The following is a 24,756-nucleotide window of genomic DNA, read 5'->3' as shown; positions in this document are numbered from 1 at the left end:
GCTTTATGGTCCATGCTGCATGTGAACAGCTGGAAGGAATTTCTGTGGGTCTGCACCGGCTTCATGGGCCAGATGCTGTTCACCATGCGCTTTCTGGTTCAATGGATTTCTTCGGAACGGGCAAACCGCTCGGTCATTCCGGTGGCGTTCTGGTATTTTTCCGTTCTCGGCGGTCTGGTGCTGCTTTCCTACGCCATCTGGCGGCGCGATCCGGTCTTCATTCTGGGCCAGGCGTCCGGCCTTTTTATCTATGCCCGAAATCTCTGGTTGATTCATGCAGAACGCCGCCAGCATGCATGAGGCGACGACCCTGCCTTATGCGCAGGCAGGCGATGAGCGTCGGTGGCTGACATTTGCATTCGCGGCGATCGTCCTCGTGACGGCGCTGCGCGTCCTTGCGCTGGCCTTCAACCGGACCGACCTTTTCGTCGATGAGGCGCAATATTGGCTATGGGGCAGGGAGATGGCGTTCGGCGCCTATTCCAAGCCGCCCTTGATCGGCTGGCTTATCCGCGCGGCAACCGTTATGGGCGGCGGCGAGGGCACTTTTCAGGTGCGGCTGGCCGCACCCGTCGTGCATGGCGTGGCGGCGGTGGCCATCCTTGCCCTCGGCCGCATGATCTATGATGTCAGGCTGGCATCCCTGGCCGCCCTTATCTATCTGACCTTGCCGGCGGTAACGCTCGGCAGCCTGCTGATCTCCACCGATACACCGATGATGCTGTTCATCGTGCTGTCGATGATCTCCGTGCGCAAGCTTGCGCTCGCCCGCTACGAGGGCAGGGCGTCGTCGGGCTGGAGCATCGCCCTCGGTCTGTGCTTCGGCCTCGGGCTGATGTCGAAATATGCGATGATCTATTTTCTGCCCTGCTTCATCGCCGCCGGCTGGCTCTGCGAGGCGTGGCGCATCCGGCTGCGTGACGCGGCATTTGCCGCGCTCGTCTGCGTCGTCGTCATCGCGCCCAATCTGTGGTGGAACGCGGCGCATGATTTCATGACCGCACGCCATACGGCGGATAATGCGAACTGGCATGGCGTCCGGCTGAAGATCGGTTCCGCGCTGGAATTCTTCTTCTCCCAGGCGGGCGTGGTCGGCCCATTCGTTTTTGTCGGCATGATCGTCGCAACAATTCGTGCGAAGAATGCTGAAACCCGGGCGCTGGTCGCTCTTTCGGTGCCGATTGTTCTGCTGATCACCGCGCAGGGTTTGATGTCGCGGGCGCTCGCCAACTGGGCGGTCGGGGCCTATGCGGCCGGCGTGCTTCTGGCGGTGCCGGTCCTGGCGTCGCGGCGCTGGCTCATCGTGTCCACTCTCGTGCTCGGCGGCATCGTGGCCGCGGCGCTGCCGCTGATGACCATTGCCGGAACGCAATTGCGCCTGCCGAGTGGTGAACTGGCGATGAAGCGGTATCTGGGGCGCGCCGACCTGGTGTCGACCGGTCTGTTACGGGCGCGCGAGGCGGGGGCGGACGCCATTGTTGCTACGGACCGTTCGATACTCGCCGAGCTCTTTTATCAATTGCGGGACGAAAAACAGGTGAAGACGCGCGCACTGCCCGAAACCGGCGTGCCTTCCAGTCATTATGCCCTTCTTTACCCGCTGAAACCCGGCGAGGCGAAATATCCCTTGTTCCTGGCAAGTGCGGATGGCCTGCCGGCGTGCCTTGCCGGTGAAGCGCCGGTCGCCCGCTGGACCGCCGGGCCGGGCTTCCTCGAGGGCAGGGAAATCGGCCTCTGGCGCCTGCCGCCGCGATGCATGCCGGAGGGCAGCAATGGACAATGATCTTTCGCATATGCGGATCACGATCTGGGTGACATTCGCGACATTGGCGCTCGTCATCCTGTTCGCGACCTTTCCCTCCATCGATCTCAGCTTCTCCGCCCTGTTTTTCTCGCCCGTCGAGCAGCCATGGTCCGGCCGTGAACCGTTTCCCGAATGGTTGCGGGATACGCTGCGCGAAGGTACGGAGCTTGCCACTCTTCTGGCTTTCATGATCCTTGTCGGCAATCTTCGGCTGGGTACGCTGCAAAGAACCGGCTGGCGAGTGTGGGCCTTCCTGTGCGGGCCGGTGATCCTTTGTGCCGGGCTTCTCGTCAATGGTGTGCTGAAGGCGACTATCGGTCGCGCCCGCCCATTCAGCGTCACCGAATTCGGCGGTCAGCAGCTTTTCACGCCGCCTTTCCAGTACAGTGCGCAATGTTATTCGAACTGCTCGTTTTCTTCCGGCGAAACCGCGCTGATCGCCAGTTTCTTCCTGCCGCTCTGCGTGCTCGTCTGGCCCCGGCTGCAACGGCGCGGACGCTTGGCGATGGGAAGCATCGCTGCCGGCATGATCGTCCTTATGTCCGGCTTGCGCATTGCGGCCGGCGGACATTTCCTCAGCGATGTGGTGATGTCGATCCTGTTTTCCGCCTTGACGACCCTGTTCCTCTATCGGCTGCTGGCGGTAAACCGTCACCGTCACCTGTTCACCGTCAATGCGGTCAGAGCCGATACGGTCAGCATCTGGCGCAATGGTCGCCATGCTGTCCTCACCCGGCTTCGGCGCTGGTGGCCGAAAATCAAGGCTGCAGCCTCACGTCTGCAGCGGCCGCCGGACGCGGGTGCGGCATCGTCTTAAGAGGAACTTCAAAGTTCGCTTCAATGAGGTGAATGGCGAGCGCGCCAGATACTCCTGCGCCACCCTCGTACTTGTCCCGGGGATCCGCGGCCTATTGATTTTATTCACCGCGATTAGATCCTCGGCACAGGGCCGAGGATGACGTCGAGGGAACCAGCGATTTCGAGATGGACCGCAGCCTGCCCGGAAATCTGAACCGGGCGGCAATTCGCCAGGCCGCAGAATGATTGCCGAGGTTTGCCGCAGCTTCTCAGTCGAACAGGCCGGATACCGACTGTTCCTGCGCGGTGCGGTTGATCGCCTCGCCGAGCAGGCCGGCGGTGCTGACCACGCGGATATTGTGCGCGGACTGGACACCGGTGGTCGGCTGGATGCTGTCGGTGATGACGAGTTCGCGCAGCTTCGAGGAGGCAACGCGGGCAACCGCGCCGCCGGAAAGTACACCGTGGGTGATATAGGCGGTAACGCTGGTCGCGCCCTTTTTCAACAGGGCTTCTGCGGCATTGCAGAGCGTGCCGCCGGAATCGATGATGTCGTCGATGAGGATACAATCCTTGCCGGAGACGTCGCCGATGACGTTCATGACCTCGGATTCGCCGGGACGGTCACGGCGCTTGTCGACGATGGCCAGAAGACAGTCGAGACGCTTCGACAGGGCACGGGCGCGCACCACGCCGCCGACGTCAGGTGAAACCACCATGACATTGTTGGTGTCGTAATGGTCCTTCACGTCGCGGGCGAGAATGGGCGCTGCGAAGAGATTGTCGGTGGGGATGTCGAAAAAGCCCTGGATCTGGCCAGCATGCAGATCGAGGGTGAGAACGCGGTCGGCGCCGGCTTCGGTGATCAGATTGGCGACGAGCTTGGCGGAAATCGGGGTGCGGGGGCCTGCCTTGCGATCCTGGCGGGCATAACCGAAATAGGGCAGCACCGCGGTGATACGTTTTGCCGAGGAGCGGCGCATGGCATCGATCATGATGAGCAGTTCCATCAGATGATCATTTGCCGGGAAGGAGGTGGACTGGACGATGAAAACGTCCTCGCCGCGCACGTTCTCGCTGATTTCTACGAATATTTCCTGGTCAGCAAACCGCTTTACAGTGGCATTTCCGAGAGGAACGTTCAGATACTTGCAGATCGCTTCGGCAAGGTGCCGGTTCGAATTGCCTGCGAAAACCTTCATTGCGGCCGCCTGTTTCCATGCCATCGCCTTGCATTACGGGGCTCAATCCACCGTAACCAAGCGTCGTTCAAGGGGAGGAACATCCGGCTGAAAAGCCTTTGCCGGATACGCCTTGTTGCCATGCGCGCCTTAATAGCGCTGTTGCTTCCGATTGCAAGAGGACTCCGCGCTTTCGCAATGATTTTCGTGAAATCTCTGTGACTTCTCCCGCCGTTTCACCTCATCCGCGTTGAGACTGCTTCCATGACGTATACTCACCCAGCGTTTTTGCAGCGATATCCTGCATGACCCTGTCGGTCACGGCGGCCCATGGATCGCTGCCTTTTGCTACGACGCTTTCCTGTCCCTGCAGGCGGTGCAGCCGCACACCATTGGCGTCCAGAATGTCCCAGACGTAAACGATGTTGACCTTGCCGCCATCGGCAAAGGCGGAGAAATATCCCTTCAGGATGTTTTCAGCCGAATTGTCGTTGGAGGCCCGGATGGTCAGCCCCTTCGCCCGTGCTTCGGCCCCGAGCTGGCGCGACAGCGGCGTGACCGCCTGAACCGGTGCACCGATGATCGGCAGGAAGCGGATGGAATTACCGGAGGTCGCAGGCGCAAGTAACGCCGTCTGCTGTGCGGGTGCGGGTTGAGCGGCGGCGGTCTGGCTCTGGCGAAGCGGTTCGCCATATTGGCTGCCATTGGACAGGGCTTGCGCCTGCGCCTGCAACGAGTTCTGCGGTGCGTAGGCAGGAACGGATGTCGCGGTTGCCGGAGCGCCAGCGGGGGCGCGGTCAGCGGCGGCGGCCATCTGGTCGAGGTCGCCCTGCGTTACGGGTGTCGATTGCGAGGTGTTATGGCCGACATCCACCTGTGGTGTCAGCGCTTCCGTCGTATTGCAGCCTGACAGGGCCAGCATCATCGCTGGAACAATGATGGCTGGAAAAAGGGGGGTAAACCCCATCCGGCTCATGCGATTTTCCCTCTCATGTTCCGCTCCTTCTTGCCCAAGGTGGCGCAATGTAAGGGCGGTCTTCCCGCTCTGTCAAACCCGGCGGCGATTTAAGCTGTGAGAAGATCGAGGTTGTGGCGCGAGAGCGGCTCCGGCGCGCCGTCGGTGGTGAGATAGGTCTGGCCGAGCGTCATGGCCGTACCGGAATCCGAATCCATCACGATCATATGCACGAAGAGCGTCATGTCGGCGGTGATCTCCTGCGGATTGCCGGTATGGAACATCTGATGCTCCATCCAGGATGGCGAGAAGCGCGCGCCCAGCGAATAACCGCAGGAGTTCAGCCGATGGCGCGTCAATCCACGTTCATCCATCACGCGGGCATGCACGTCGAAGACATCGCCGAAGGTCTTGCCCGGTCGCAGCACCTCTTCGATGGCGGTGAGGTTTTGCAGGCAGGCGCTGTAAAGCTCCTTCTGGCGGAAATCCTGTTCGCCGATCACCACCGTGCGCATCATGGCGGCATGGTAATGGGCGCTGACGCCGGCCCATTCCAGCGTCAGCTGGTCTTTGGCGTCGAGCCTGCGGCGGCCGGCCTTGTAGCGGCACAGCAGCGCATCCGCGCCGGAACCGACGATGAATTCATTGGCGGGGTAATCGCCGCCGCCGGCCAGAACCGCTCCCTGCATCGCTGCCAGGATCGCGGCCTCGTCCGCGCCGGGCCTGATGAGCGGAAGCGCCGCGTCGAGCGCGGCATCGGCCAGTTGGCCTGCCTTGCGCGCATGGGCGATCTCGGCGGGGCTTTTGACCAGCCGCAGGGTGCTGACCAAATAGGAAGCGTCGCTCATCTGGCAAAAGCTGGCGAGCTGGTTGTCCAGCAGGCGGGCGACGCGGCCGGTCATGCCGTGTGTGTCGTATTCGACGCCGATCTTTGCACCCAAAAGGTCAAGATCGCTCAGCAGGTTCTTGAGGTCGAGCGTCGGGTCGGCATTGGGCCGGTCGGCCCAGATCTGGATATTCTCGATGATGGAGGTATTGCGCGCCTGGCGCAGATCCGCCGAGCGGGTCAGAAGCGTCATGGAGCCGTCCGATTTCACCACCAGCGTCTGGAAGAAGCAGTAGCCGAACGTGTCGTAGCCGGTCAGCCAATACATGCTCTCCTGCGCAAAAAGCAGCAGGGCGTCCAGCTTCTCCTCGGCCATTTTCGCGAGCAGACGCTCGCGGCGGGCATCGAATTCCGAAAGCTCGAAATGCAGGGCCATGTCAGTCCTCCAGAATTGCGATTGCGGAAATCTGCCGCCCGTAATCGGGTTCGGCGCGGTGGGTGGTGCGGCGGTAGGAATAGAAGCGATGTTCGTCGGGATAGGTGCAGAGGCCGAGGTTTTCCGTCTTCACGCCGGCTTTCGCCAGCCGGTCGACGGTGAATTGCTTGAGGTCGAACAATGCGTGGCCTTGCCTTTCCGTCCCGGCGAAATAATCCGCGTAGGCCGGATCGATATCGGTGAAGCGCGCCACATATTCCGGCCCGACCTCATAATTGTCCTGGCTGATAGACGGGCCAAGCGAGGCAGCGATGCGCTCCCGGCTGGCGCCGAGCTTCGTCATGGCCTCAATGGTGTTTTCGAGCACGCCGAAGAGCGCGCCCTTCCAGCCGGCATGGGCTGCACCCACGACGCCTGCTTCCGCATCCGCAAACAGGATCGGTCCGCAATCGGCGCTCAGCACGCCCAGCACGAAACCGGGGGTTGCCGTGACCATCGCGTCGGCCTGTGGACGGCTGCCGTCGTAATTGTCATCGACAACGACGACGTCGGGGGAGTGGACCTGATGCACGGTGGCGAGGCGCCCCGGCGGCAGGCCGAACCATTGCGTTACGCGCCGGCGGTTTTCCTGCACTTTTTCGGGTTCGTCATGGGAGCCGAGGCCGACATTGAGGCCCTGATAAAGCCCTTCCGAGACGCCGCCCTGCCGGGTGAAGAAACCGTGGCGGACACGGTTTTCGCCTGACGCGGCGAGCAAGGGGGACTGGAGCGGGAGCGGCAGCGTTGCGTTCTGCATGGTGTGGGAATTCCTTGGAGAATGTCGCTGTTGGCCAGTGGAATAGGGTTAAGCGAGATGTTTCCTGTTGCCGCGGCATTGCGCGGCGATGTGATGCAGTGTGCCTGCTTCGTGTGTCGCGGCGATGTTGGCCCAGAGGCCATTGCGCTGTCAATCCACCGCTCGAAACGGCAAAAGGTGAAGCGCGGGACTTGAAACGGCGATGACCTTGAAAAGTTCCCCCATCTTGCCGGCGCCTTCGCCGGCGAGGCGATTGACCGCTTCGGCAATTTCAAGCGTCTGGTCGGGCGTCGCCTTGGCGGCAAGCGCGCCTGCCCGTTCCTTGAGGCCGAGGCCATATAGGAAATCGCCCTGTCGCAGCGCGCCGTTGACGTGAACGCCGGTCGCTTCCGCTGTTTTCACGAGGCTTTCGAAATCGACATGGCTGGTCAGATCGGCTTCGCCGGGATGCGCAAGCGCCGGGTCGAAGGCATGGTTGCGCATGGCCTGCAGCGTATCGCCATAACCGGCAACCAGATGGCCGTAATCAATGGCGAGCGCCGTGCCGCCATGGGCGGAGAGGCGCTGGCAGATCGCGGTCATCACTGCCTCGCGGGCCGGCGAAATCTCGAATATGGTGCCGAGTGGCTGCCGTTCGGGCTGCGGCGGCAGCAGGGACGGGTCTATGCTGGCAAGGCCCGTTGAGAAGACGAGTTCGTCATTGGCATCGAGGTTGACCACGCGCTCGCGAAAACCCTGCGGTGTCCTGACGAATTGACGGATGGGAATGGCGTCAAAGAGTTCGTTGGCGACAAGCAGCAGGAAACCATCCGGCACATTGTCGAAACTGTCATGCCATGTCAGCCGACCTGAATGTTCGGCCAGCGTTTCCTTCTGGATGGCGGAAAGGCGGGGACTGGTTTCGACCAGATGCACTCGCATCGTCGCATAGAGCGGCGGTGCGATGCGGCGGATGACGCGCAGCATATCCGACATCATGGTGCCGCGGCCGGGGCCGATTTCCACCAGCTGCGTTTGTGCGGGAGCGCCATGCCGTTGCCAGGCATGCACCACGAAGACCCCGAGCATTTCGCCGAAAAGCTGGCTGACTTCTGGCGCGGTGATGAAATCACCCGAGCGACCGAAGGGTTCGCGACTCTTGTAATAACCGTGTTCAGGATCGGCGAGGCAGAGCGAAAAATAGTCGGTAACGCTGAGCGGACCGTTGAGCCGGATAAGTGATTTAATACGTTGCGCAAGCGGTGTCGTCATGGGCAATCATACCGTTTAGGCGCTTTTTGTCGCACGGCGAGCCCGCAGGACCGCCCAGAGGCCGAGGGCGAACATCGGGGTGGAGAGCACCATGCCCATGGTCAGCCAGTTGCCGGCGAGATAACCGATCTGGGCGTCCGGTTCGCGGAAAAATTCCACGAAGATGCGTGACAGCGCGTAACCGCAGACGAAAATACCGGTGACGGTGCCGGGCGTCTTCAGCGCCCTGAAGGCATAGATGGCGATTGCAAGAACGATGACGAGCACGAGCCCTTCGAGGCCCGCTTCATAAAGCTGGCTCGGGTGCCGCGCAAAGGGGCCGCCGGTCGGGAAGACCACCGCCCATGGCACATCGGCAATGCGGCCCCACAATTCGCCATTGATGAAATTGGCGATGCGGCCGAACAGCAGACCGATGGGGGCTACGGCCGCGACGACGTCGAACATGCTCCAGACCGGAATGCCGTTCTTGCGGGCGAAAAGGATCATGGCGATGGTGGTGCCGATCAGGCCGCCATGGAAAGACATGCCGCCGTTCCAGATCTCGAACGCCCTGACGGGATTGGCAGCGACAGCGGCGAGATCGTAAAACAGAATGTAACCGATGCGGCCGCCGAGCACGATACCGCCGGCTGCCCAGAGGATGAAATCGTCAAGATGCTGCGCCGAGATCGGCGACGTTTCGTTCGGCCACAGCCGATCCGTACGGGCGAGGCGGCGGGCGTAGAACCAGCCGAGCATGATGCCGGCGACATAGGCGATGCCGTACCAGTGGATCGAGAGCGGGCCGAGGGACAGTGCCACCGGATCGATATTGGGGAAGGGCATGATGGCGAGTTGGGTGGGAGCGGCTATCAATCCGTATATATTCCGTCATCGTTGTTGGGAGGACAACGGAACGAGCCATTGTCTCAAGGGGCCGGGCGATGATGCTCACCGGTCTCCCTGACGCCAAGGAAAATGGCGATTGCGATGGCGGCGGTCAAGGTGATTCTTTAAGCTCCGGCTCAAGATACCGTGGGTCACGCAAGCTCTTGTGATTTTTCGATTTCGCTTGCAAGGCGGCGATGGAGTGCCTACCTGAAGGCTAGCAACAGCGGGCAAGACGATGCCCCTGAACCGACGAAGGATGAGCGCCATGAGCACGACAGGCACCAACCGTTTTCTGGATGAATTCGCCAAGCTGATGACCGATGCGGCAGGTGCCGCGCAGGGTGTGCGCAAGGAAGCCGAAGCGGCGTTTCACGCGCAGGCGGATCGCTGGCTGAACAACCTGGATGTCGTCCGCCGTGAGGAATTCGACGCGGTCCGCGAGATGGCCATCCTGGCGCGGGATGAAAACGACGCGCTGCGCGCCCGCATCGAGGCTCTCGAAACAAAGCTTTCGGCCGCCAAGGACTGATTTTTCATCACTTTTCTCAGAAGCCCCGGATCGCAGGCGATTCCGGGGCTTTTTGTTTTTCGGCTCCCTTTGGCCGACTTGACCTCCGGTTGCCGAAAGTCGTGCTCGGACGCGAATTTTTTGGGCCTGTGGACACTTCCAAAAAACACAATCGGCAGAGTCGCTTAAGACTCTCGCCTGAGGTGATGGGGGAGGAGATATCCACTGTTCAAAAGGCAAAAATGGCGGGGAAGGGGTGGCAGCAGGACTCGGCCATTATACACTGATTTTAAATGATGATTCGAAAAGACCGGTAAGCTCCAGACAGGGTCAATGCGTAATTCTGGTGGTGTCGGGCAATCGTCTCAAATGTTTATCCCGGTTTGTATGTGCGTTTTGTGCCCGGCGTTCAAAACAGGACATCCCTACCGGCTGAGAAGGTGCCGCATGAGTCTGATAGAATTTGAAATTGAGCGTCAGTCCAATCCAGTCGACATGATCGAGATTGTCGCTGCCTCGAATGACTGGTCTTTCGAGCGGTCGGGCGAAGACGAGATTGCCATGACTGTGGCAGGCCACTGGGCCGACTACCACGTTTCCTTTGCGTGGATGGAGGATTTCGAAGCGCTGCATCTTGCCTGCGCCTTCGACATCAAGGTGCCGGACCAGCGGGTCAACGAAGTCATTCGTCTGCTTTCTCAGGTCAACGGTCAGGTGCTGATGGGGCATTTCGATCTGTGGCGCCAGGAAGATGTGGTGATCTTCCGCCAATCCCTGCTTCTGGCGGGCGGCGCCGAGCCGAACAACCAGCAGGTGGAAGTGCTGCTTTCCAGCGCGCTGGAGGCCTGCGAACAATATTATCAGGCATTCCAGTTCGTCGTCTGGTCTGGGCTGGATGCAAAAAGTGCAATCGAAGCGGTCATGTTCGAGACCGTCGGAGAAGCGTAAGATGGCGTATAAGGCTTCCGGGCCGCTCGTCCTGGTGGGCGCCGGCAATATGGGCGGCGCTCTGCTTTCAGGCTGGCTGAAAAAAGGTGTGCCGGGATCGCAGGTCATGGTCATCGATCCGCGCCCTTCCGATGCCATGCGGACGACGATTGCGGAAGCCGGAGCTGCCCACAGCGAAAGCGTGCCCGAGGGCGTGAAAGCCGGTATTCTTTTCGTGGCGGTGAAGCCGCAGATGATGGAAGCCGTGCTGCCCTCGCTGAAACCCCTGCTCGGCGCGGATACTGTCGTTGTTTCGATCGCGGCGGGCACGACCATCGGGACGTTCGTTTCGCATTTCGGCAGGGTTGCCGCCGTGCGGGCCATGCCCAACACACCGGCCATGGTCGGCCGTGGCGTCACGGGTGCCTATGCCAACGAACTGGTGACGCCGGAGCTTAAAACGGTGGTGGACGGGCTGCTGAAAGTCAGCGGCCCGGTCGAATGGGTGGATGCCGAAAGCGATATCGACGCGGTGACTGCGGTTTCGGGTAGCGGCCCTGCCTATGTCTTTTATCTAGTGGAATGCATGGCCGAAGCCGGCCGCAAGGCCGGTCTGCCAGCGGATGTGGCCATGCGTCTGGCGCGCGAAACCGTGGCCGGCGCTGGCGAGCTGCTGCATCAGTCCTCCGACGAGGCGGCGCGCCTGCGCCAGAATGTGACCTCGCCGGGCGGCACCACGGCTGCGGCGCTCTCCGTGTTGATGGCCGATGACGGCATGCAGCCCCTTTTCGACCGGGCGGTCGCTGCCGCAAAAGCCCGCGCCGAAGAGCTGGCGGGCTGAAGGGGCAAGGTCATGAGCGGTGAAATTTCCTATGCCGATTTCGAGAAGGTCGATATCCGCGTCGGCACCATCATCGAGGCAGAGCCTTTTCCCGAAGCGCGCAAGCCTGCTTTCAAGGTGAAGATCGATTTCGGGCCGGAGATCGGCGTCAAGAAGTCGTCGGCGCAGATCACGGTGCATTATACGCTGGAAAGCCTTGTCGGCCGGCAGGTTCTGGGCGTGGTGAATTTTCCACCGCGCCAGATCGGTCCTTTCCGGTCCGAGGTCCTGACGCTCGGTTTTGCCGATGCGAATGGCGATATCGTGCTTGCCGCCGTTGAGCGACCGGTGCCGAACGGCGAGAAAATGTGCTGACCGGTGCGTTTGCCGCTAAGCCGGAATTTTGACGATTACCCGCAAGCCGCCCATCGGACTTTCATCCAGCGACACGTCGCCGCCATGGCTGCGAGCGATGTCGCGAACGATGGAGAGGCCAAGGCCGGTGCCCGAAGCATTGAGGTTGCGCGCTTCGTCCAGCCGGAAGAACGGCTTGAACACATCCTCGCGTGAATTCTCCGGTATGCCCGGCCCGTCATCGTCAAATGTCATGATGATGGAACGCGGCGCCTTGCGGATATCGATGTGGAGATTACTGGCGTAGCGCCTTGCATTTTCCGCCAGATTGGCGACAAGCCGGGACAGCGCATTGGGCCGCGCGATGATCCTCTCGATATTATAGAGTTCGTAGCTGAATTTCTTGCCGTGCAGCTCGAAATCATGACCGATTTTTTCAAGAAGGGCTGGAAGCTCCAGCGTGCCGACATCCTCTTCGACATCGGTACGGGCGAAGGTCAGATAGGCCTCCAGCATCGACTGCATGTCTTCGACATCCTTGTCGAGCCCCTCGAGATCGGGATTTTCGCCTGCGAGCGCCAGTTGCAGCTTGAAACGGGTGAGAATGGTGCGCAGATCGTGGCTGACGCCGTTCAGCATGGCGGTGCGCTGCTCCATCTGCCGCTCGATACGCTCGCGCATCAGGATGAAGGCGAGGCCGGCGCGCCGCACCTCGTCCGCGCCGCGCGGGGAATAACCGCTGATCTTCTGGCCCCTGCCAAAGTTTTCGGCCGCCTTGGCAAGGGCTTCGATCGGCTTGATCTGGCCACGCAGGAACAGGATCGAAATGGCGATCAGCACCAGCGATGCGCCGACCATCCAGACAAGGAAGATATGTGTGTTCGAGGCATAGGCCGCGCTGCGGCTGGTAAAGACGCGCAGTGTCTTGTCTTCCAGCTGTACGCGGATTTCCACAAGCGAACCGTTGCCATAAGTGTCGATCCAGAAAGGCCTGCCGATCTGCTGGGTGAGTTGATCTGCCAGGATTCTGTCGAGAATGGAAAACAGCGGTTCCGGTCTTGGAGCAGGCAGATCCGCCTTCGGTTCGATATAGACGCTCAGCCCCAGCTTGTCGCGGGCAATGCGGATGACGCGCTGATAGTCGTCTTCCTCCGGGTCCGTTTGCAAAAGCTCAATGATCGCGGCGATATCGCGCGTCACGGCGGAGGAGAGGCGTTCCGTTACCAGCTGCCAATGCCGCTCCATGAAGACCGCAGCGACCACGCCCTGAAGCAAGATCATCGGCAGGATGATGATGAGCAGAGAGCGTGTGTAAAGGCCGGTGGGCAGCCAATGGCGCAACCACCTGCCGGAAAGGCGCCAGGCCCTGGCCACGCCGCTTTTTTTGACCGTGCTCAGAAAATCGAGGCTCGCCATGACCGTGCGTTCGCCCTTCGTTGGTTGCTCGTCAGTCCACGCTCAGGCGGTAACCGATGCCGCGCACCGTTTGCAGATAGACAGGATTGGCAGGGTCGTCCTCGATCTTGCGGCGAAGACGGTTGATCTGCACGTCGATGGTTCTTTCGCCCACTTCCGATTCCGCTTCCACCAGCTCATGGCGGGGAATGGTATCGCCGGCGCGCAGCGCAAAAAGCAGCATGATCTCCTGCTCGCGATCCGTCAGGCGGATTGTTTCGGGGCCGCGCCGCAATTCCTTCTTGGGGATGGAGAAGCTGTAGGGACCAAACATGATCTGTTCGATCTTGGGGGTATCGGGCGAGGTATTGCGCCGCAGGATATTGTTAATGCGCAGGACGAGTTCGCGCGGGTCGAAGGGTTTGGCGAGATAATCGTCCGCTCCCGCCTCCAGCCCGGCGATGCGCGAATCCGCCTCCGAACGGGCGGTCAGAAGGATGACCGGCACGGATTTGTTCTCGTTCAGCGAGCGGGTGAGCGAAAGCCCGTTCTCGCCCGGCATCATCACGTCGAGGATGAGCAGGTCGAAACGGATGCCCATCATTTTGCGCCGGGCTTCGGCCGCATCGGCCGCCACGGAAATGCGATAGCCCTTGTCGCCCAGAAAACGCTGCAGGAGATCGCGAATGCGGGCGTCGTCGTCAACGATCAAGAGATGGGCCGCATCGTCATCCGCCGGTGGACGTTTTGTCGGTGCTTGCGCCATCGTCACTCGTCCTCCACGGTCGTCGTCGGGCTGCGCATCTGCGCCAGGAATTTGCGCACGCAGGCGCGGGCGTCCGGCCCGAGACCTTCCAGCGCGCGGTCGATGCGGCGCGATTGCGGCTCGCTCAGCGCCAGCGCCAGTTCGCGGCCCGTCAGCGTGGGGTAAAGCCTGCGCTGACGGCGATCTTCCGGACCTGCCATCTGGCGAATGTAACCGTCGTCGATCAATTGCTTCAGCACACGGGCAAGGCTCTGCTTGGTGATCTGCAGCGTATCGAGCAAATCCGCCACCGTCATGCCCGGCTGCCGGCTGACGAAATAGACGACCCGGTGATGGGCCCGCCCATATTCCAGTTTCGATAAAATGACATCGGGATCGGAGACGAAATCGCGATAGGCGAAAAACAGCGCCTCGATCGTGTCGAAGTCGATCTTGCCGTCGTCAACCTTCGGGAGTGCCGGTGTTTGCCTGGAGGCGGCGGTTTTGAGCGATTGCGGTGGCACTGCGGTTCCTTCATATCCTGCGGCTGTCTGATCATAGGCTGACAGGCGTCGATGCGCCAATATTCTGTAAACATAGCCGAAAATGCGTCCGCTCGGGAGAATGCCGCCGATCATTTTCTGTTGCGGTGGATAATATGGCGCGGGTGCGGGTGCAACTGGAATCCTGAGTGACACTTACCTGAAATAGAAAAGAGCGCGGAAACTCCGCGCTCTCCTTCATTTTTTGTCGTAATGACGATGTTACTGGTAAACGTAGACAATACGACGGGTCGAAGGTTCTACGAGAACAGGCACGTCATTCACCCGGACATAGCGGTACTGATAGTCAGGGACCTCCACAAGGCGGGTATCGGCCGGCAGGACGCTACCTATGGCAATATCGCCGTCATAGGTGACGGTATCGGCAGGGTGTTCATCAATATAGGTAATGACCGACTGCGGCGGATCGACTTCACCGACACGGCCAAGGTTCGGGTCGCCGGGGTTAGGCTCCGCCTGAACGCTTGAGGTCTTTTCATAGGTTACGACCGGCACGCTCAGTTCCGCGCGGCGTTCCTTCAGAATGACGGGCGAACCTTCATACATCACGTTCAGGTAATCCGCATGAGCCCAGCCGCGCAGGCCGTTCACCTCGATGCGGCACCAACTGCTGCCATCCATGCAGCCATCAAGCACGGCGTTGCTGCCACGCGTGGCAAGGCCGATTTCGGGATAATCCTCACCGGGGCCGGAACGAACAGAAATATCCGAGGCGGTTGTTGCGACCATGGCGGCATTTGCATAGCCTGCCATCAAGGCAAAGGCGCCACCAGCGATCAGCATTTTAAGCGTCTTGTCCATGTGTCTCACTCCTTTCAAGACTGGTGCTACAACGTCGCAACCATCCGGGCGTTCCACATTTTTCGACGAGATGATGCCTACAGACAGGGCGTGTTCGTGCTATCTGCCTGTATGGCATAGGGATTTTCTTAACGAATTGGTGGGCTGAAAATGGGCGTCACCTGTCGCCATTGTGCCGTAACCGGTCGCGGGCTATAGGAGGCGGGAGCTTTCAGACAGGAGACGCAGGATATGGGAAAGTTGCAGGCGGGCATTATTCCGGTTACGCCATTCGAGCAGAATTGCACTATCCTGTTCGATCAGGACACCAAGGAGGGCGTCGTTGTCGATCCCGGTGGGGATGTGGACGTCATTCTCCAGGTCGTCGCTGAAAACGGCGTCACGCTGAAGGAGATCTGGCTGACGCATGGGCATCTCGATCATGCCGGCGGTGCTGACGAACTGCGTGAAAAGCTGTCGCTACCGGTCATCGGGCCGCATGAGGACGACCGCCCATTGCTCGAAAGGATTGAGGCGCAGGCCGAAAAATACGGCGTTAGCGGCCTTCGGAATGTCGCGCCCGACAAATGGCTCAAGGACGGCGATAGGGTATCTTTCGGGGACCACGTCTTCGAAGTCTATCATTGTCCGGGCCACGCGCCCGGCCACGTCATCTATTACAACCGCGACCAGAACTTTGCCCATGTCGGCGATGTGCTGTTTTCGGGATCGGTGGGGCGCACGGACCTGCCGGGCGGAAACCACGAGCAATTGATGGCGTCCATTCGGGACAAGCTCCTGCCGCTGGGCGACGATGTCGGTTTCATCTGCGGCCACGGCCCGGGAGGACGGCTGGGTGAGGAACGGCTCACCAACCCCTATCTTAAAGGGCTCTGAGCGCCGGCCTATTAGAACTCTTTGTTTTGGCGCCTTTCCGGACGGAAAACCGAATTCCACTTTTCCTGGAAATGCTCAAAGGCCTGCGGGACCGCACAAAAAAACCCGGCATTCCTGCCGGGCTTCAACTAGAAAAGAAAGCCGTTTTAGGGTCAGCCAGCAATCTGCAGATTGACTGCCTTCGGCCCCTTGCCGCGACGATCCGGTTCCGTGTCGAAGCTCACTTTCTGATTTTCTGAAAGTCCGGACAGGCCGGAAGCCTGTACGGCAGAGATGTGAACAAAGATATCAGCGCCACCATTATCTGGCTTGATGAAGCCAAAGCCTTTGTCTGTATTGAAGAATTTTACGGTGCCAGTTTCGGCCATGCATCAGGTCCTTTTCGCTCTGCCCGCGTTCAGCTACAGGCAGCATTACAGTTTTGCCCCGCGTGGGCGTTGGCAGGCAGTTTTTGACTATTGAGAAAAAGGACCTTCGCAGCGGGAAGTAATGGCGTTCTCATCCAACGTTTTTCGTCCCACCGCCTGAGGTTTATAGCGTCCCCAGTGCGCAAATTTATAGGCCTTCCCATGCTCGCAAATTGCCCGAACCGCGGTAGAGTGATGCGTTTATCGAAAATTGGCAAGCAAAAGTTTTCACGGGCTTTTTGTCAGATAAAAAACCTGCGGTAGAATAACGGCGCGTAATCGCATAATTTTTCCGCAGAAGTGATAATCGATGAAATAAAAGCCGTTCTCCGCAGGATTTTGCGACAAAATTTGAGTGCAACGCCCGGATTTAGGGGCGGGATGAGAAAAATGAGTTCTTTTTACGTCAGGCCGCTCCGGCCATGGATTTTTGCCGTTTTCGCGTCAGTTCCGGCACCAGTTCGACGATCAGGATCGCGACGAATATGATCAGACAGCCGACATAGCCGGCGCCGGAAATGGTTTCATTCAGGAAAATCGAGGCCAGCAAAGCGCCGAAAAGCGCCTCCGATGACAGGAATATCGCGGCCTGCGGGGCAGTAGTGTAACGTTGGCCGATGACCTGCAGCACAAAGGCGAGGCCGGAGGAGACGAGGCCGACATAGAGGATTTCCGCCAGCGATGCTTCGATGGAGGCCATGCTGATCGGTTCGAACACGACACCGATCATGCAACTAAGAAGGGAGCAAACGGCGAACTGGGTGCAGGAAAGCACGAGCGGCCTTCCGCTTTCGGAGACGAAGCGCCCGGCCAGCGTGATCTGGATCGCCCAGAAGAAGGCGCAGATGATGCTGAGAATATCGCCCGTGGTCAGCGCCTCGAAAGCGCCGCCGGAGAGGAGGAATATGCCGCCCAACATCATCAGCGCGCCTGGCCAGACGATCCAGTGGGGATGGCGGCGGTAAAGCACGACGGCGATCACGGGTACGAAGATGACGTAAAGCCCGGTCAGGAAGCTGGAATTGGTGACGGTCGTGGTCAGAAGCCCGACCTGCTGGGTGGTGGCCCCGCCGAACAGGGCAAGTCCCACGAGGATGAAACTGCCGATTTCGCGCCGGCGCGGCGGCGATTTCAGCGATCGTGTTTCCATGAGCGCGAAGGGCAGCACGGCGATGGCGGCGATGGCGAAACGCAGGCCGACGAACCAGAAAGGGCCGATCGAGGCCATGGCGGAGGATTGCGCGACAAAGCCGCCGCCCCAGATTGCTGCGGCGAGCAGAAGCAGCATATTGGCCTGAATACGCGTCATTATTTGGCACCAGCACAGCAGGGCCGGAAGATCATTCAGTCGCGGCCGTGGCAAACAGGGGAATTTTGAAATATCGATCCGCGAAGCGGACGATTGTTTCCGGCTGCTTTAGCAGCAACATGCCGAGGCCGCAAGTCGAGGGGAGGGCCGCTTATTTATAGCGGCGGGCCTCATCCTTCAGGCTGCGCCGGGTGAGCATCAGGCCGCCGACGCCAAGGCCGATGAAGGCTGCGGCCGAAAGGACAATGAGCAGGATATGAGGCCCGGCCTGCGTGGTCGCGGCTACCTGCGGGATGGCGGACGTATGCAGTGTATCGACCGCCTGCGTGGCGGCGTTCGCCGAGGTTGCTATGCCGGCGGCCATGGTGACGATGACGAGAAAAGCCGCAACGGCCATCCAGAGGGAAAACAGCGTTCTCTGCGCCCTTAACCTTTCAACGGAAGTCCGATCGTTGGTAAACATGGCTATCGCCTCTTGTCCCTGTTCTTAAAGGATAAGAGAGGCTTCGAAATGGACGGCTTGGAGACGGAATTCTGGCGTTCTGCGGTATTTATTGCGGCAATATTGTGGCTAAGCCTGATATGGAAGCCGTTTGGTCGCCCATGGCGTCAGAGGCGACGTTTTCCGAAGGTTCGGGTCTGGCGCAGCGGATGCGGCTCGGCCGGGCGTTCTTCCCCGAAAAATGCCGGTGGCGCAGGACCCCTCTCCGCCCGGGGCGGGGTGAGATATTCACTGCCGAGTTCCGGGAAACGCGCGTCGAAACTGGTGGGGGCAAGTTCGGGCTTTGCCAGCACGTAGCCCTGCATCAGCAGGACGCCGAGTTCCTCGCACAGATCGACCTGCCATGCTGCTTCCAATCCCTCGAAGACCGGCTCTATGCCATCGGCGCGAAACTGGCTGACGATGACGCGCAGAAGGGCGGCGCCCGCTGAATTCTGCATGAAATCGCGCACCCAGCCTGCTTCGAATTTCACATAGTCCGGCTTGATGAGCTTTACCCGGTCAATGTCGGAATCGCCGGCGCCATAATCATCGAGCGCGACGCGAAAGCCGATATCGTGCATGTGATAGGCGAAGTCAGCGACCATCTGCGTGTCGGAGGCTTTTTTCTCGGAGATTTCGCAGACGATGCGCTCCGCCGTCATGCCCGCCTCGTGAGCGGCAAGACGCATGCGCTCCACTTCCTGGCGCATCTTGGCCGGCGTCTGGAACAGGCCCGGATGGAAATTGACGAAGATGCGGGCGCGGGACCGGTTGAGCCTGCCGGTGTTGAGAATGTGGATCGTGCGCAGGATGCTATCGATATTTTCGATGTCTTCAGACGCCACAAGCGAGAAGAATTCACCTGGCGTCACCGGCTCGCCGTTGCGGTGCGGCCGCACCAGACCTTCGAAGGAATCGATGTCGAGCCTGCCACTTGCCGTGCGGCGGAAAATCGGCTGCAGGGCCGATTTCAGGTTGAAGGTGCGATAGGCCGTGGACCATGTGCCATCGACCTCGCGGACAAGACTGGAAAAGATGCTTTTGGGCGCCATTTTTCAACCAGCTATAGAGACACGACCCCTAGGCTCGCCAATGTAGCGTATCAAGCGTTACTTCCGGGTTAAGGAAGGTTTAAATTCTCCGCTGCGGCACATAAGCCGGCTTTTGACCTTGAAAGAAGGCCTGTCTTTCGACATAGAAAATGCCGCAGATGACAAGTTTTCCAACCTCTGCTGATGTCAACCCCAATAGGACCGATTAAAAATGGCCTTCCTTGCCGACATTCTCTCCCGCGTAAAGCCATCCGCCACCATCGCCGTTACCCAGAAAGCCCGTGAGCTGAAAGCGAAGGGCCGCGATGTGATCAGCCTTGGCGCCGGCGAGCCGGATTTCGATACGCCCGAAAACATCAAGGAAGCGGCCATCGACGCCATCAAGCGCGGCGAAACGAAATACACGCCGGTTTCGGGTATTCCGGAACTGCGCAAGGCCATTGCCGACAAGTTCAAGCGTGAAAACGGCCTGGACTACAAGCCGGAGCAGACGATTGTCGGCACCGGCGGCAAGCAGATTCTCTTCAACGCCTTCATGGCCACGCTGAACCCGGGCGATGAAGTCGTCATTCCCGCGCCCTACTGGGTCAGCTATCCGGAAATGGTGGCGATCTGCGGCGGTACGCCGGTTTTCGTTAACGCCACGCTGGAAGACAATTTCAAGCTGAAGCCGGAAGCGCTGGAAAAGGCGATCACGCCGAAGACCAAGTGGTTCGTGTTCAACTCGCCGTCCAACCCGTCGGGCGCGGCCTATTCGCATGACGAGCTGAAAGCGCTGACGGACGTGCTGGTCAAGCATCCGCATGTCTGGGTGCTGACGGACGACATGTACGAGCATCTGACCTATGGCGATTTCAAATTCGTCACCCCGGTGGAAGTCGAGCCTTCGCTCTATGACCGCACGCTGACCATGAACGGCGTTTCCAAGGCCTATGCCATGACCGGCTGGCGTATCGGTTACGCCGCTGGCCCGCTGCCGCTGATCAAGGCCATGGACATGATCCAGGGCCAGCAGACCTCGGGCGCAAGCTCGATTGCACAGTGGGCCGCTGTCGAAGCGCTGAACGGTACGCAGGATTTCATTCCGGAAAACAAGAAGATCTTCGAAGGCCGCCGCGACCTCGTTGTCTCCATGCTCAACCAGGCCAAGGGCATCAGCTGCCCGGCGCCTGAAGGCGCATTCTACGTTTACCCGTCCTGCGCCGGCCTGATCGGCAAGACCGCGCCGTCGGGCAAGGTCATCGAGACCGATACGGATTTCGTGTCCGAGCTTCTGGAAGCCGAAGGTGTCGCCGTCGTGCAGGGATCGGCTTTCGGCCTCGGCCCGAACTTCCGCATCTCCTACGCCACGTCCGAAGCGCTGCTGGAAGAGGCATGCAAGCGCATTCAGCGCTTCTGTGCCGATTGCCGCTGATCGGTTGTGATCTCAAATGAAGAAGCCCGGCAGCGACGCCGGGCTTTTTTCGTTTTGGTCAAAGCCCCAGAAACAGCAGCATGATGAAGGTGGCGAAGAGAATGAAGTGCGTCATTCCCTCGATCGCGTTGGTTTCGCCGTCATTGAGATTGATGGCGGCGGCGATGAGGGTGATGAAGACCATGACGGTCTGAACCGGTGTCATCGCCATGATGAAGGGCTGACCGGTATAGAGCGCGATGCCCTCCATGACGGGCACGGTGAGGATGACCGTCGACAGGGATGCGCCCATGGCGATATTGACCACGGCCTGCATGCGGTTGCGCAAGGCGGAGCGGAGCGCGGTGAGGATTTCCGGCGATGCCGAGATCGTGGCCACCACCACCGCCATCAGCGCTGGCGGCGCGCTTGTGCCCTCAAGGCTTTCGCTCAGGAAGGTCGACATGAATTCCGCCAATACGCCGATCAACACCACGCCAGCGACGATGAGACCGATGGAAAGGGGCACGCTGCCTTCGTCCTCCTCTTCCGCGTGGCCGTCGGATGTCTGGCCGGCCGGATGTGCCTTCCGGGGATAGGCATAGCTGAAGAAATAGCTGTGCGGGCCAACCTGCATTTTGAGGAAGAGCGCATAAAGCGCGATCATCGCGACGATGGTGAAGGCGGAGTAGACATGCCAGCTTTCCTTGGGAATGAATTCCGGCACGATCATCGAAATACCCATGGCGGTGAGGATCATTACGCCATAGGTCTTGCCGGAATCGTCATTATAGGGCTGCTCGCCGTGGCGAAGACCGCCGAGAAGTGCTGCAAGACCCAGAATGCCGTTGATGTCGATCATCACGGCGGAGTAAATCGTATCCCGCACCAGAGTGGGCGAAGCGGACTCGCTCATGATGATGGCGAGGATCAGCACTTCTACCGCGACGGCCGACAACGTCAGTATCATGGTACCGTAAGGATCGCCGACCTTGGTGGCAAGGATTTCGGCGTGATGGGCAACCCGCATCGAGACGAGGACGATGAGCCCGATCAGCGCTATCGCGGCAATCAGCGCCGCCGTCTTTCCAGCTTCGAATATTGTATGTTCGGCCAGATAGGCGAGGATTGCCGCCGGTATAGCCAGCAAGAGCATCCGCTCCTGTTTCAGAATAGAACCCGCCATTGATTTCCTTTCCCCCTGATCGGCTCAGGCTGTGACGTATCGTCTTTCAGATCAAGCAGGATTTGCGCTTGAATGCTTTTGGTAGGATAGTGGTGTCGCAGGACATGCTGCTCATGCCGCGCTGTCCCATCGGGTGCAATGCTTGAAACGCGGTTGTGGTTGCCATGTCGCCTACCGATACAGGAGGACCATGCATGACCAAAGTGGTGTACGAGATCGTCGAACATGACGGAGGCTTCGCCTACCGCATGAACGGCGCTTATTCCGAGACGTTTCCCACCTATGCCGATGCCCGTGAGGCTGCGCGTATTGTTGCTGCCGAACAGCAGGTGGGCGGCGATGACGAGGAAATCAGCTATCAGGATGAGAGCGGCCATTGGCATGAAGAATACAGCCAGGGCGGCGACCGGCCGGAAGCCGAGGTGGTCGACAAGACGACGCAGCAGGCCAGACCGTTTTGATGCGCGATCCGTGGATTTCCAGCAAAGCCGGGATCACTTCGCCGAGAGTTGTTCGGCACTAGCGCCGTTTGGGCGGAGCACTTGGGTCGGTTTCCTTAAGATGACCCTTGAGGCCTTCGACGAGGGCGCTGAAGACGGCACGGCATCGCGGCGAGGTCTTGAGGTTTTCGTGCATCGCGACCCAGGTGTGGAGCGGGATATCTATGTTTGGGAGAACCTGAACCAGCCGTGGGTCCTTGCGTGCAAGGCCGATCTGGCAGACGCCGATGCCCGCGCTGGCGCGGATCATGGCAAGCTGGGCGAGATTGCTGTCGGCGCGGATTTCGAAGGAAATTTCTTCAATATCGGGTATTTCGGGGTCAAGCGAGCGCATTCGCTGGATGGCCGCTCGGATAAAGGGCGTCTTGCGGTCGAAACCGACCATCCGGTGGCGGTTCAGATCTTCCATGCTCGCCGGGGCGCCGGCTCTTGCCAGATAGTCGCGCGTCGCGTGAAATCCCAGGCGGAAATTGCCGATGTAACGCATGACGATTGCATCCTGCAGCGGTTCGGTCATGCGAATGGCGATATCCGCCTCGCGCCTTAAAAGGTCTTCCAGCGTATCGGATAGCGAAAGCTCGATTTCAAGCCGCGGGTGAACCTCCTGCATGGCGGTTATGATCGGCGGCAGCATTTCCACACCGATGATATCGGATGCGCTGATGCGCACCGTGCCTTCGATCTTGCCGACTTCGCCGGAGGCGGCGCGCATAAGGGCGGCGGTCGTCGCTGCCAGATTTTCCGCATAGGGACGGAGCGCAAGTGCTGCTTCCGTCGGCATCAACCCGTGGGGCGAGCGGATGAACAGCGGAAAACCAACGGCCTCCTCCAGCGCACCGATATGGCGTCCCGCCGTCGGCTGGGTGATGCCAAGCTCGCGGGCGGCGGCAGACAATGAACCGTCGCTCAGCACGCTGAGGAAGGTGCGGTAGAAATCCCAGCTGATATCGCGGTTCTTCGTCATAATATTTTGTATAGCCGCTCCACTGATTTCGACAATTTCGTATATCGCACATCGGGTCGATACTCCAGACACACAAAGGAGTATGACAATGTCAATCGAGAACGATGCAAGTGCAGTGCAGGATCGGCGGTCTCTGGCTCTCGTCTTGGGAGTGAACGGCGGCGTCGGTGGCCAGGTTTCGCGAATGCTGCTGCAAAGGGGCTGGCGGTTAAGGGCGATGACTCACCGAAAGCCAGCGTCTGAAGTCGCTGGCGACATCGAATTCGTGACAGGCGATGCGATGGACCGGCAGGATGTTCTCAAGGCGGCGCAGGGCGCTCAGCTCATCGTCCATGCGGTTAATCCTCCCGGCTATAGCGATTGGGAGAAGCAGGTCGTGCCGATGCTGGACAACACGATCGCCGCCGCCGAAAGCTGCGGCGCCAGGATAGTCTTTCCCGGTACGGTCTATAATTTCGGTTCGGACGCCTTTCCGCTGCTGACCGAAGAGAGCCCGCAAACGCCGTTTACGCGCAAGGGCGCGTTGCGTGCGGAGATGGAGCGGCGGCTGAAAATGGCGTCGATGCGTGGCGTGCCGGTGCTGATTGTTCGGGCGGGGGATTTTTTTGGGCCGGATGCCAGAAACAACTGGTTTTCGCAGATGCTGGTGAAGCCCGGAAAGCCGGTTCGCAGCGTCCAGAATCCGGCTGCCCCTCATGCAGGACACCAATGGGCCTATCTGCCTGACGTGGCGGAGACGATCGGTCGGCTGCTGGACCGGGCAGATGAGCTACCGGCTTTTGCCGTCTATCACATGGAGGGTTTCTGGGATTTCGACGGGCTGCAACTGGTTGAAGCCATCGAGCGGGTTGTCGGTCATCCGGTCAAGAGGCGGAGGCTGTCTTGGGCGGGCATCAAATTGGCCGCGCCCTTCGTTCCCCTGTTCCGTGAAGTACTGGAAATGCAATATCTCTGGCATATGCCGATCCGGATGAGCAATCGCAAGCTTACGGATTTCCTCGGAACGGAGCCCAGAACACCGATCGATGTCGCGATATCGACGACATTGGCGAGCCTCGGCTGCCTCGAGCAAAGGCAGGGTGCGGCGAGCCTTGCTCAACCGGTCGATGCCGGGGGCAGGGTGTGATGGCGACGGTCGGGATTGGGGTGTCGGTTTGGCGTCGCCTGTTTGTCGTGATCTCGGCAAGTGTGCCGTTACTCATTTTCGCGCAGGTGCTGCTGGCCGGGCTATCTATCTATTATGACGGATCGCTGATTTCGCTGCACAAGGGGCTCGGTCTCCTGATTTCGGTTCCGATCCTGTCACTGGTAATCCTCGCTCTGCGATACGACGAGTTGCGGCCCAATCTTGGCCGCGCGCTGGTCCTGCTCGGTCTCTATTGTTTTCAGGTGGCGCTGATGAGCATTGGCAGGGAAACGGGCAATGGTTTTCTGCAGGCGCTGCATGTGCCCAACGCTTTTGTCATGGGCGCGTTTTCCGACTTCGCCGCGCGGCAGGCGCGAAGTCCGTGCTGAGAGAAAAACGCCGCATCGCTTTCAGGCAATGCGGCGT

The 24,756-nt window shown here is 59.9% G+C and carries 28 protein-coding genes; 12 read left to right on the top strand and 16 right to left on the bottom strand.

The window, feature by feature from the left end; genetic code table 11:
* Positions 1-12 precede the first annotated feature (12 nt).
* From PL599_RS05325 to PL599_RS05315, 3 genes are read left to right on the top strand one after another with little or no spacing between them, the layout of a single operon-like run.
* Positions 13-300, top strand: coding sequence for a lipid-A-disaccharide synthase N-terminal domain-containing protein (locus PL599_RS05325; protein WP_031233742.1), 288 nt, complete (start codon positions 13-15; stop codon positions 298-300).
* Complete coding sequence (locus tag PL599_RS05320) at positions 275-1,783, top strand: ArnT family glycosyltransferase (protein WP_269823763.1); 1,509 nt, start codon at positions 275-277, stop codon at positions 1,781-1,783. The genes PL599_RS05325 and PL599_RS05320 overlap by 26 nt, the downstream gene beginning before the upstream one ends.
* The gene (locus PL599_RS05315; RefSeq protein ID WP_137410753.1) at positions 1,773-2,621 is read left to right on the top strand and encodes a phosphatase PAP2 family protein; all 849 of its coding nucleotides are present in this window, start codon (positions 1,773-1,775) and stop codon (positions 2,619-2,621) included. Before PL599_RS05320 ends, PL599_RS05315 begins: the two co-directional genes overlap by 11 nt.
* A 250-nt stretch (positions 2,622-2,871) precedes the next feature.
* Here the strand turns inward: PL599_RS05315 and PL599_RS05310 are convergent, their stop codons facing one another.
* From PL599_RS05310 to lgt, 6 genes are all read right to left on the bottom strand, one after another.
* Positions 2,872-3,804, bottom strand: a complete 933-nt coding sequence (locus tag PL599_RS05310) for a ribose-phosphate pyrophosphokinase (RefSeq protein WP_010972147.1) — start codon at positions 3,802-3,804, stop codon at positions 2,872-2,874.
* A 220-nt stretch (positions 3,805-4,024) separates the two neighbouring features.
* Positions 4,025-4,759, bottom strand: a complete 735-nt coding sequence (locus PL599_RS05305) for a hypothetical protein (RefSeq protein WP_269823762.1) — start codon at positions 4,757-4,759, stop codon at positions 4,025-4,027.
* An 89-nt stretch (positions 4,760-4,848) separates the two neighbouring features.
* Positions 4,849-6,000 carry a M24 family metallopeptidase gene (locus PL599_RS05300; protein ID WP_080790155.1) on the bottom strand — a complete coding sequence of 384 codons (1,152 nt, stop codon included), beginning with the start codon at positions 5,998-6,000 and terminating at the stop codon, positions 4,849-4,851.
* 1 nt (position 6,001) lies between these two features.
* Positions 6,002-6,796 carry a peptidoglycan editing factor PgeF gene (pgeF, locus tag PL599_RS05295; protein ID WP_077983058.1) on the bottom strand — a complete coding sequence of 265 codons (795 nt, stop codon included), beginning with the start codon at positions 6,794-6,796 and terminating at the stop codon, positions 6,002-6,004.
* 150 nt (positions 6,797-6,946) lie between these two features.
* Positions 6,947-8,047 carry a class I SAM-dependent methyltransferase gene (locus PL599_RS05290; RefSeq protein ID WP_142911726.1) on the bottom strand — a complete coding sequence of 367 codons (1,101 nt, stop codon included), beginning with the start codon at positions 8,045-8,047 and terminating at the stop codon, positions 6,947-6,949.
* A 15-nt stretch (positions 8,048-8,062) separates the two neighbouring features.
* Positions 8,063-8,875 carry a prolipoprotein diacylglyceryl transferase gene (lgt, locus tag PL599_RS05285; protein WP_162520317.1) on the bottom strand — a complete coding sequence of 271 codons (813 nt, stop codon included), beginning with the start codon at positions 8,873-8,875 and terminating at the stop codon, positions 8,063-8,065.
* Positions 8,876-9,185: 310 nt separating this feature from the next.
* Between lgt and PL599_RS05280 the strand changes: the two genes are divergently transcribed.
* From PL599_RS05280 to PL599_RS05265, 4 genes are all read left to right on the top strand, one after another.
* Positions 9,186-9,449 (top strand): accessory factor UbiK family protein, encoded by a 264-nt coding sequence (locus PL599_RS05280; protein WP_271358930.1) that lies wholly within the window; start codon positions 9,186-9,188, stop codon positions 9,447-9,449.
* A 426-nt stretch (positions 9,450-9,875) separates the two neighbouring features.
* Complete coding sequence (locus tag PL599_RS05275) at positions 9,876-10,376, top strand: YbjN domain-containing protein (protein WP_052818067.1); 501 nt, start codon at positions 9,876-9,878, stop codon at positions 10,374-10,376.
* A 1-nt stretch (position 10,377) separates the two neighbouring features.
* The gene (proC, locus tag PL599_RS05270) at positions 10,378-11,196 is read left to right on the top strand and encodes a pyrroline-5-carboxylate reductase (protein ID WP_142911724.1); all 819 of its coding nucleotides are present in this window, start codon (positions 10,378-10,380) and stop codon (positions 11,194-11,196) included.
* Between the two features lie 12 nt (positions 11,197-11,208).
* The gene (locus PL599_RS05265) at positions 11,209-11,550 is read left to right on the top strand and encodes a tRNA-binding protein (RefSeq protein WP_003522868.1); all 342 of its coding nucleotides are present in this window, start codon (positions 11,209-11,211) and stop codon (positions 11,548-11,550) included.
* 15 nt (positions 11,551-11,565) lie between these two features.
* Here the strand turns inward: PL599_RS05265 and PL599_RS05260 are convergent, their stop codons facing one another.
* The 4 genes from PL599_RS05260 to PL599_RS05245 all read right to left on the bottom strand — a co-directional run bounded on the left by PL599_RS05260 (position 11,566) and on the right by PL599_RS05245 (position 15,033).
* Entirely contained in the window at positions 11,566-12,945 is a 1,380-nt protein-coding gene (locus PL599_RS05260) for an ATP-binding protein (RefSeq protein WP_077983062.1), read from the bottom strand.
* A gap of 31 nt (positions 12,946-12,976) precedes the next feature.
* Complete coding sequence (locus PL599_RS05255; RefSeq protein WP_077983101.1) at positions 12,977-13,690, bottom strand: response regulator; 714 nt, start codon at positions 13,688-13,690, stop codon at positions 12,977-12,979.
* A 2-nt stretch (positions 13,691-13,692) separates the two neighbouring features.
* Complete coding sequence (locus PL599_RS05250) at positions 13,693-14,193, bottom strand: MarR family winged helix-turn-helix transcriptional regulator (protein WP_077983063.1); 501 nt, start codon at positions 14,191-14,193, stop codon at positions 13,693-13,695.
* A gap of 240 nt (positions 14,194-14,433) precedes the next feature.
* Positions 14,434-15,033: a DUF1236 domain-containing protein gene (locus tag PL599_RS05245; RefSeq protein WP_142911723.1), complete on the bottom strand. Its 600-nt coding sequence runs from the start codon at positions 15,031-15,033 to the stop codon at positions 14,434-14,436.
* A gap of 231 nt (positions 15,034-15,264) precedes the next feature.
* Here PL599_RS05245 and PL599_RS05240 point away from each other — a divergent pair, with 231 nt between their 5' ends.
* Positions 15,265-15,909: an MBL fold metallo-hydrolase gene (locus PL599_RS05240; RefSeq protein ID WP_080790175.1), complete on the top strand. Its 645-nt coding sequence runs from the start codon at positions 15,265-15,267 to the stop codon at positions 15,907-15,909.
* A 152-nt stretch (positions 15,910-16,061) separates the two neighbouring features.
* On the opposite strand, the gene PL599_RS05235 is transcribed toward PL599_RS05240, so the two are convergent.
* The 4 genes from PL599_RS05235 to PL599_RS05220 form a co-directional block, all read right to left on the bottom strand.
* Positions 16,062-16,277 (bottom strand): cold-shock protein, encoded by a 216-nt coding sequence (locus PL599_RS05235; protein WP_003494703.1) that lies wholly within the window; start codon positions 16,275-16,277, stop codon positions 16,062-16,064.
* Positions 16,278-16,722: 445 nt separating this feature from the next.
* Positions 16,723-17,625, bottom strand: a complete 903-nt coding sequence (locus PL599_RS05230) for a DMT family transporter (RefSeq protein WP_077983067.1) — start codon at positions 17,623-17,625, stop codon at positions 16,723-16,725.
* 151 nt (positions 17,626-17,776) lie between these two features.
* Complete coding sequence (locus PL599_RS05225; protein WP_077983068.1) at positions 17,777-18,088, bottom strand: hypothetical protein; 312 nt, start codon at positions 18,086-18,088, stop codon at positions 17,777-17,779.
* A gap of 146 nt (positions 18,089-18,234) precedes the next feature.
* Positions 18,235-19,161: an EAL domain-containing protein gene (locus PL599_RS05220; protein ID WP_269823759.1), complete on the bottom strand. Its 927-nt coding sequence runs from the start codon at positions 19,159-19,161 to the stop codon at positions 18,235-18,237.
* Between the two features lie 211 nt (positions 19,162-19,372).
* Between PL599_RS05220 and PL599_RS05215 the strand changes: the two genes are divergently transcribed.
* Positions 19,373-20,575, top strand: coding sequence for a pyridoxal phosphate-dependent aminotransferase (locus PL599_RS05215; RefSeq protein ID WP_077983070.1), 1,203 nt, complete (start codon positions 19,373-19,375; stop codon positions 20,573-20,575).
* Positions 20,576-20,633: 58 nt separating this feature from the next.
* Here the strand turns inward: PL599_RS05215 and PL599_RS05210 are convergent, their stop codons facing one another.
* Positions 20,634-21,740, bottom strand: coding sequence for a calcium:proton antiporter (locus PL599_RS05210; protein ID WP_269823758.1), 1,107 nt, complete (start codon positions 21,738-21,740; stop codon positions 20,634-20,636).
* Between the two features lie 194 nt (positions 21,741-21,934).
* On the opposite strand from PL599_RS05210, the gene PL599_RS05205 reads away from it, so the two are divergent.
* Entirely contained in the window at positions 21,935-22,201 is a 267-nt protein-coding gene (locus tag PL599_RS05205) for a DUF2188 domain-containing protein (protein WP_077983072.1), read from the top strand.
* A 58-nt stretch (positions 22,202-22,259) separates the two neighbouring features.
* On the opposite strand, the gene PL599_RS05200 is transcribed toward PL599_RS05205, so the two are convergent.
* Complete coding sequence (locus tag PL599_RS05200; RefSeq protein WP_077983073.1) at positions 22,260-23,204, bottom strand: LysR family transcriptional regulator; 945 nt, start codon at positions 23,202-23,204, stop codon at positions 22,260-22,262.
* A gap of 88 nt (positions 23,205-23,292) precedes the next feature.
* On the opposite strand from PL599_RS05200, the gene PL599_RS05195 reads away from it, so the two are divergent.
* Both PL599_RS05195 and PL599_RS05190 read left to right on the top strand, forming a co-directional pair.
* Positions 23,293-24,330 carry an NAD-dependent epimerase/dehydratase family protein gene (locus PL599_RS05195; RefSeq protein WP_269823757.1) on the top strand — a complete coding sequence of 346 codons (1,038 nt, stop codon included), beginning with the start codon at positions 23,293-23,295 and terminating at the stop codon, positions 24,328-24,330.
* Positions 24,330-24,719: a DUF6220 domain-containing protein gene (locus PL599_RS05190; protein WP_077983075.1), complete on the top strand. Its 390-nt coding sequence runs from the start codon at positions 24,330-24,332 to the stop codon at positions 24,717-24,719. The genes PL599_RS05195 and PL599_RS05190 overlap by 1 nt, the downstream gene beginning before the upstream one ends.
* Positions 24,720-24,756 lie beyond the last annotated feature (37 nt).

Source organism: Agrobacterium sp. ST15.16.055, assembly GCF_027956555.1.
In the GTDB taxonomy this organism is placed as follows: Bacteria; Pseudomonadota; Alphaproteobacteria; order Rhizobiales; family Rhizobiaceae; genus Agrobacterium; species Agrobacterium salinitolerans.
This window is presented reverse-complemented; position numbering and strand designations above follow the sequence as displayed.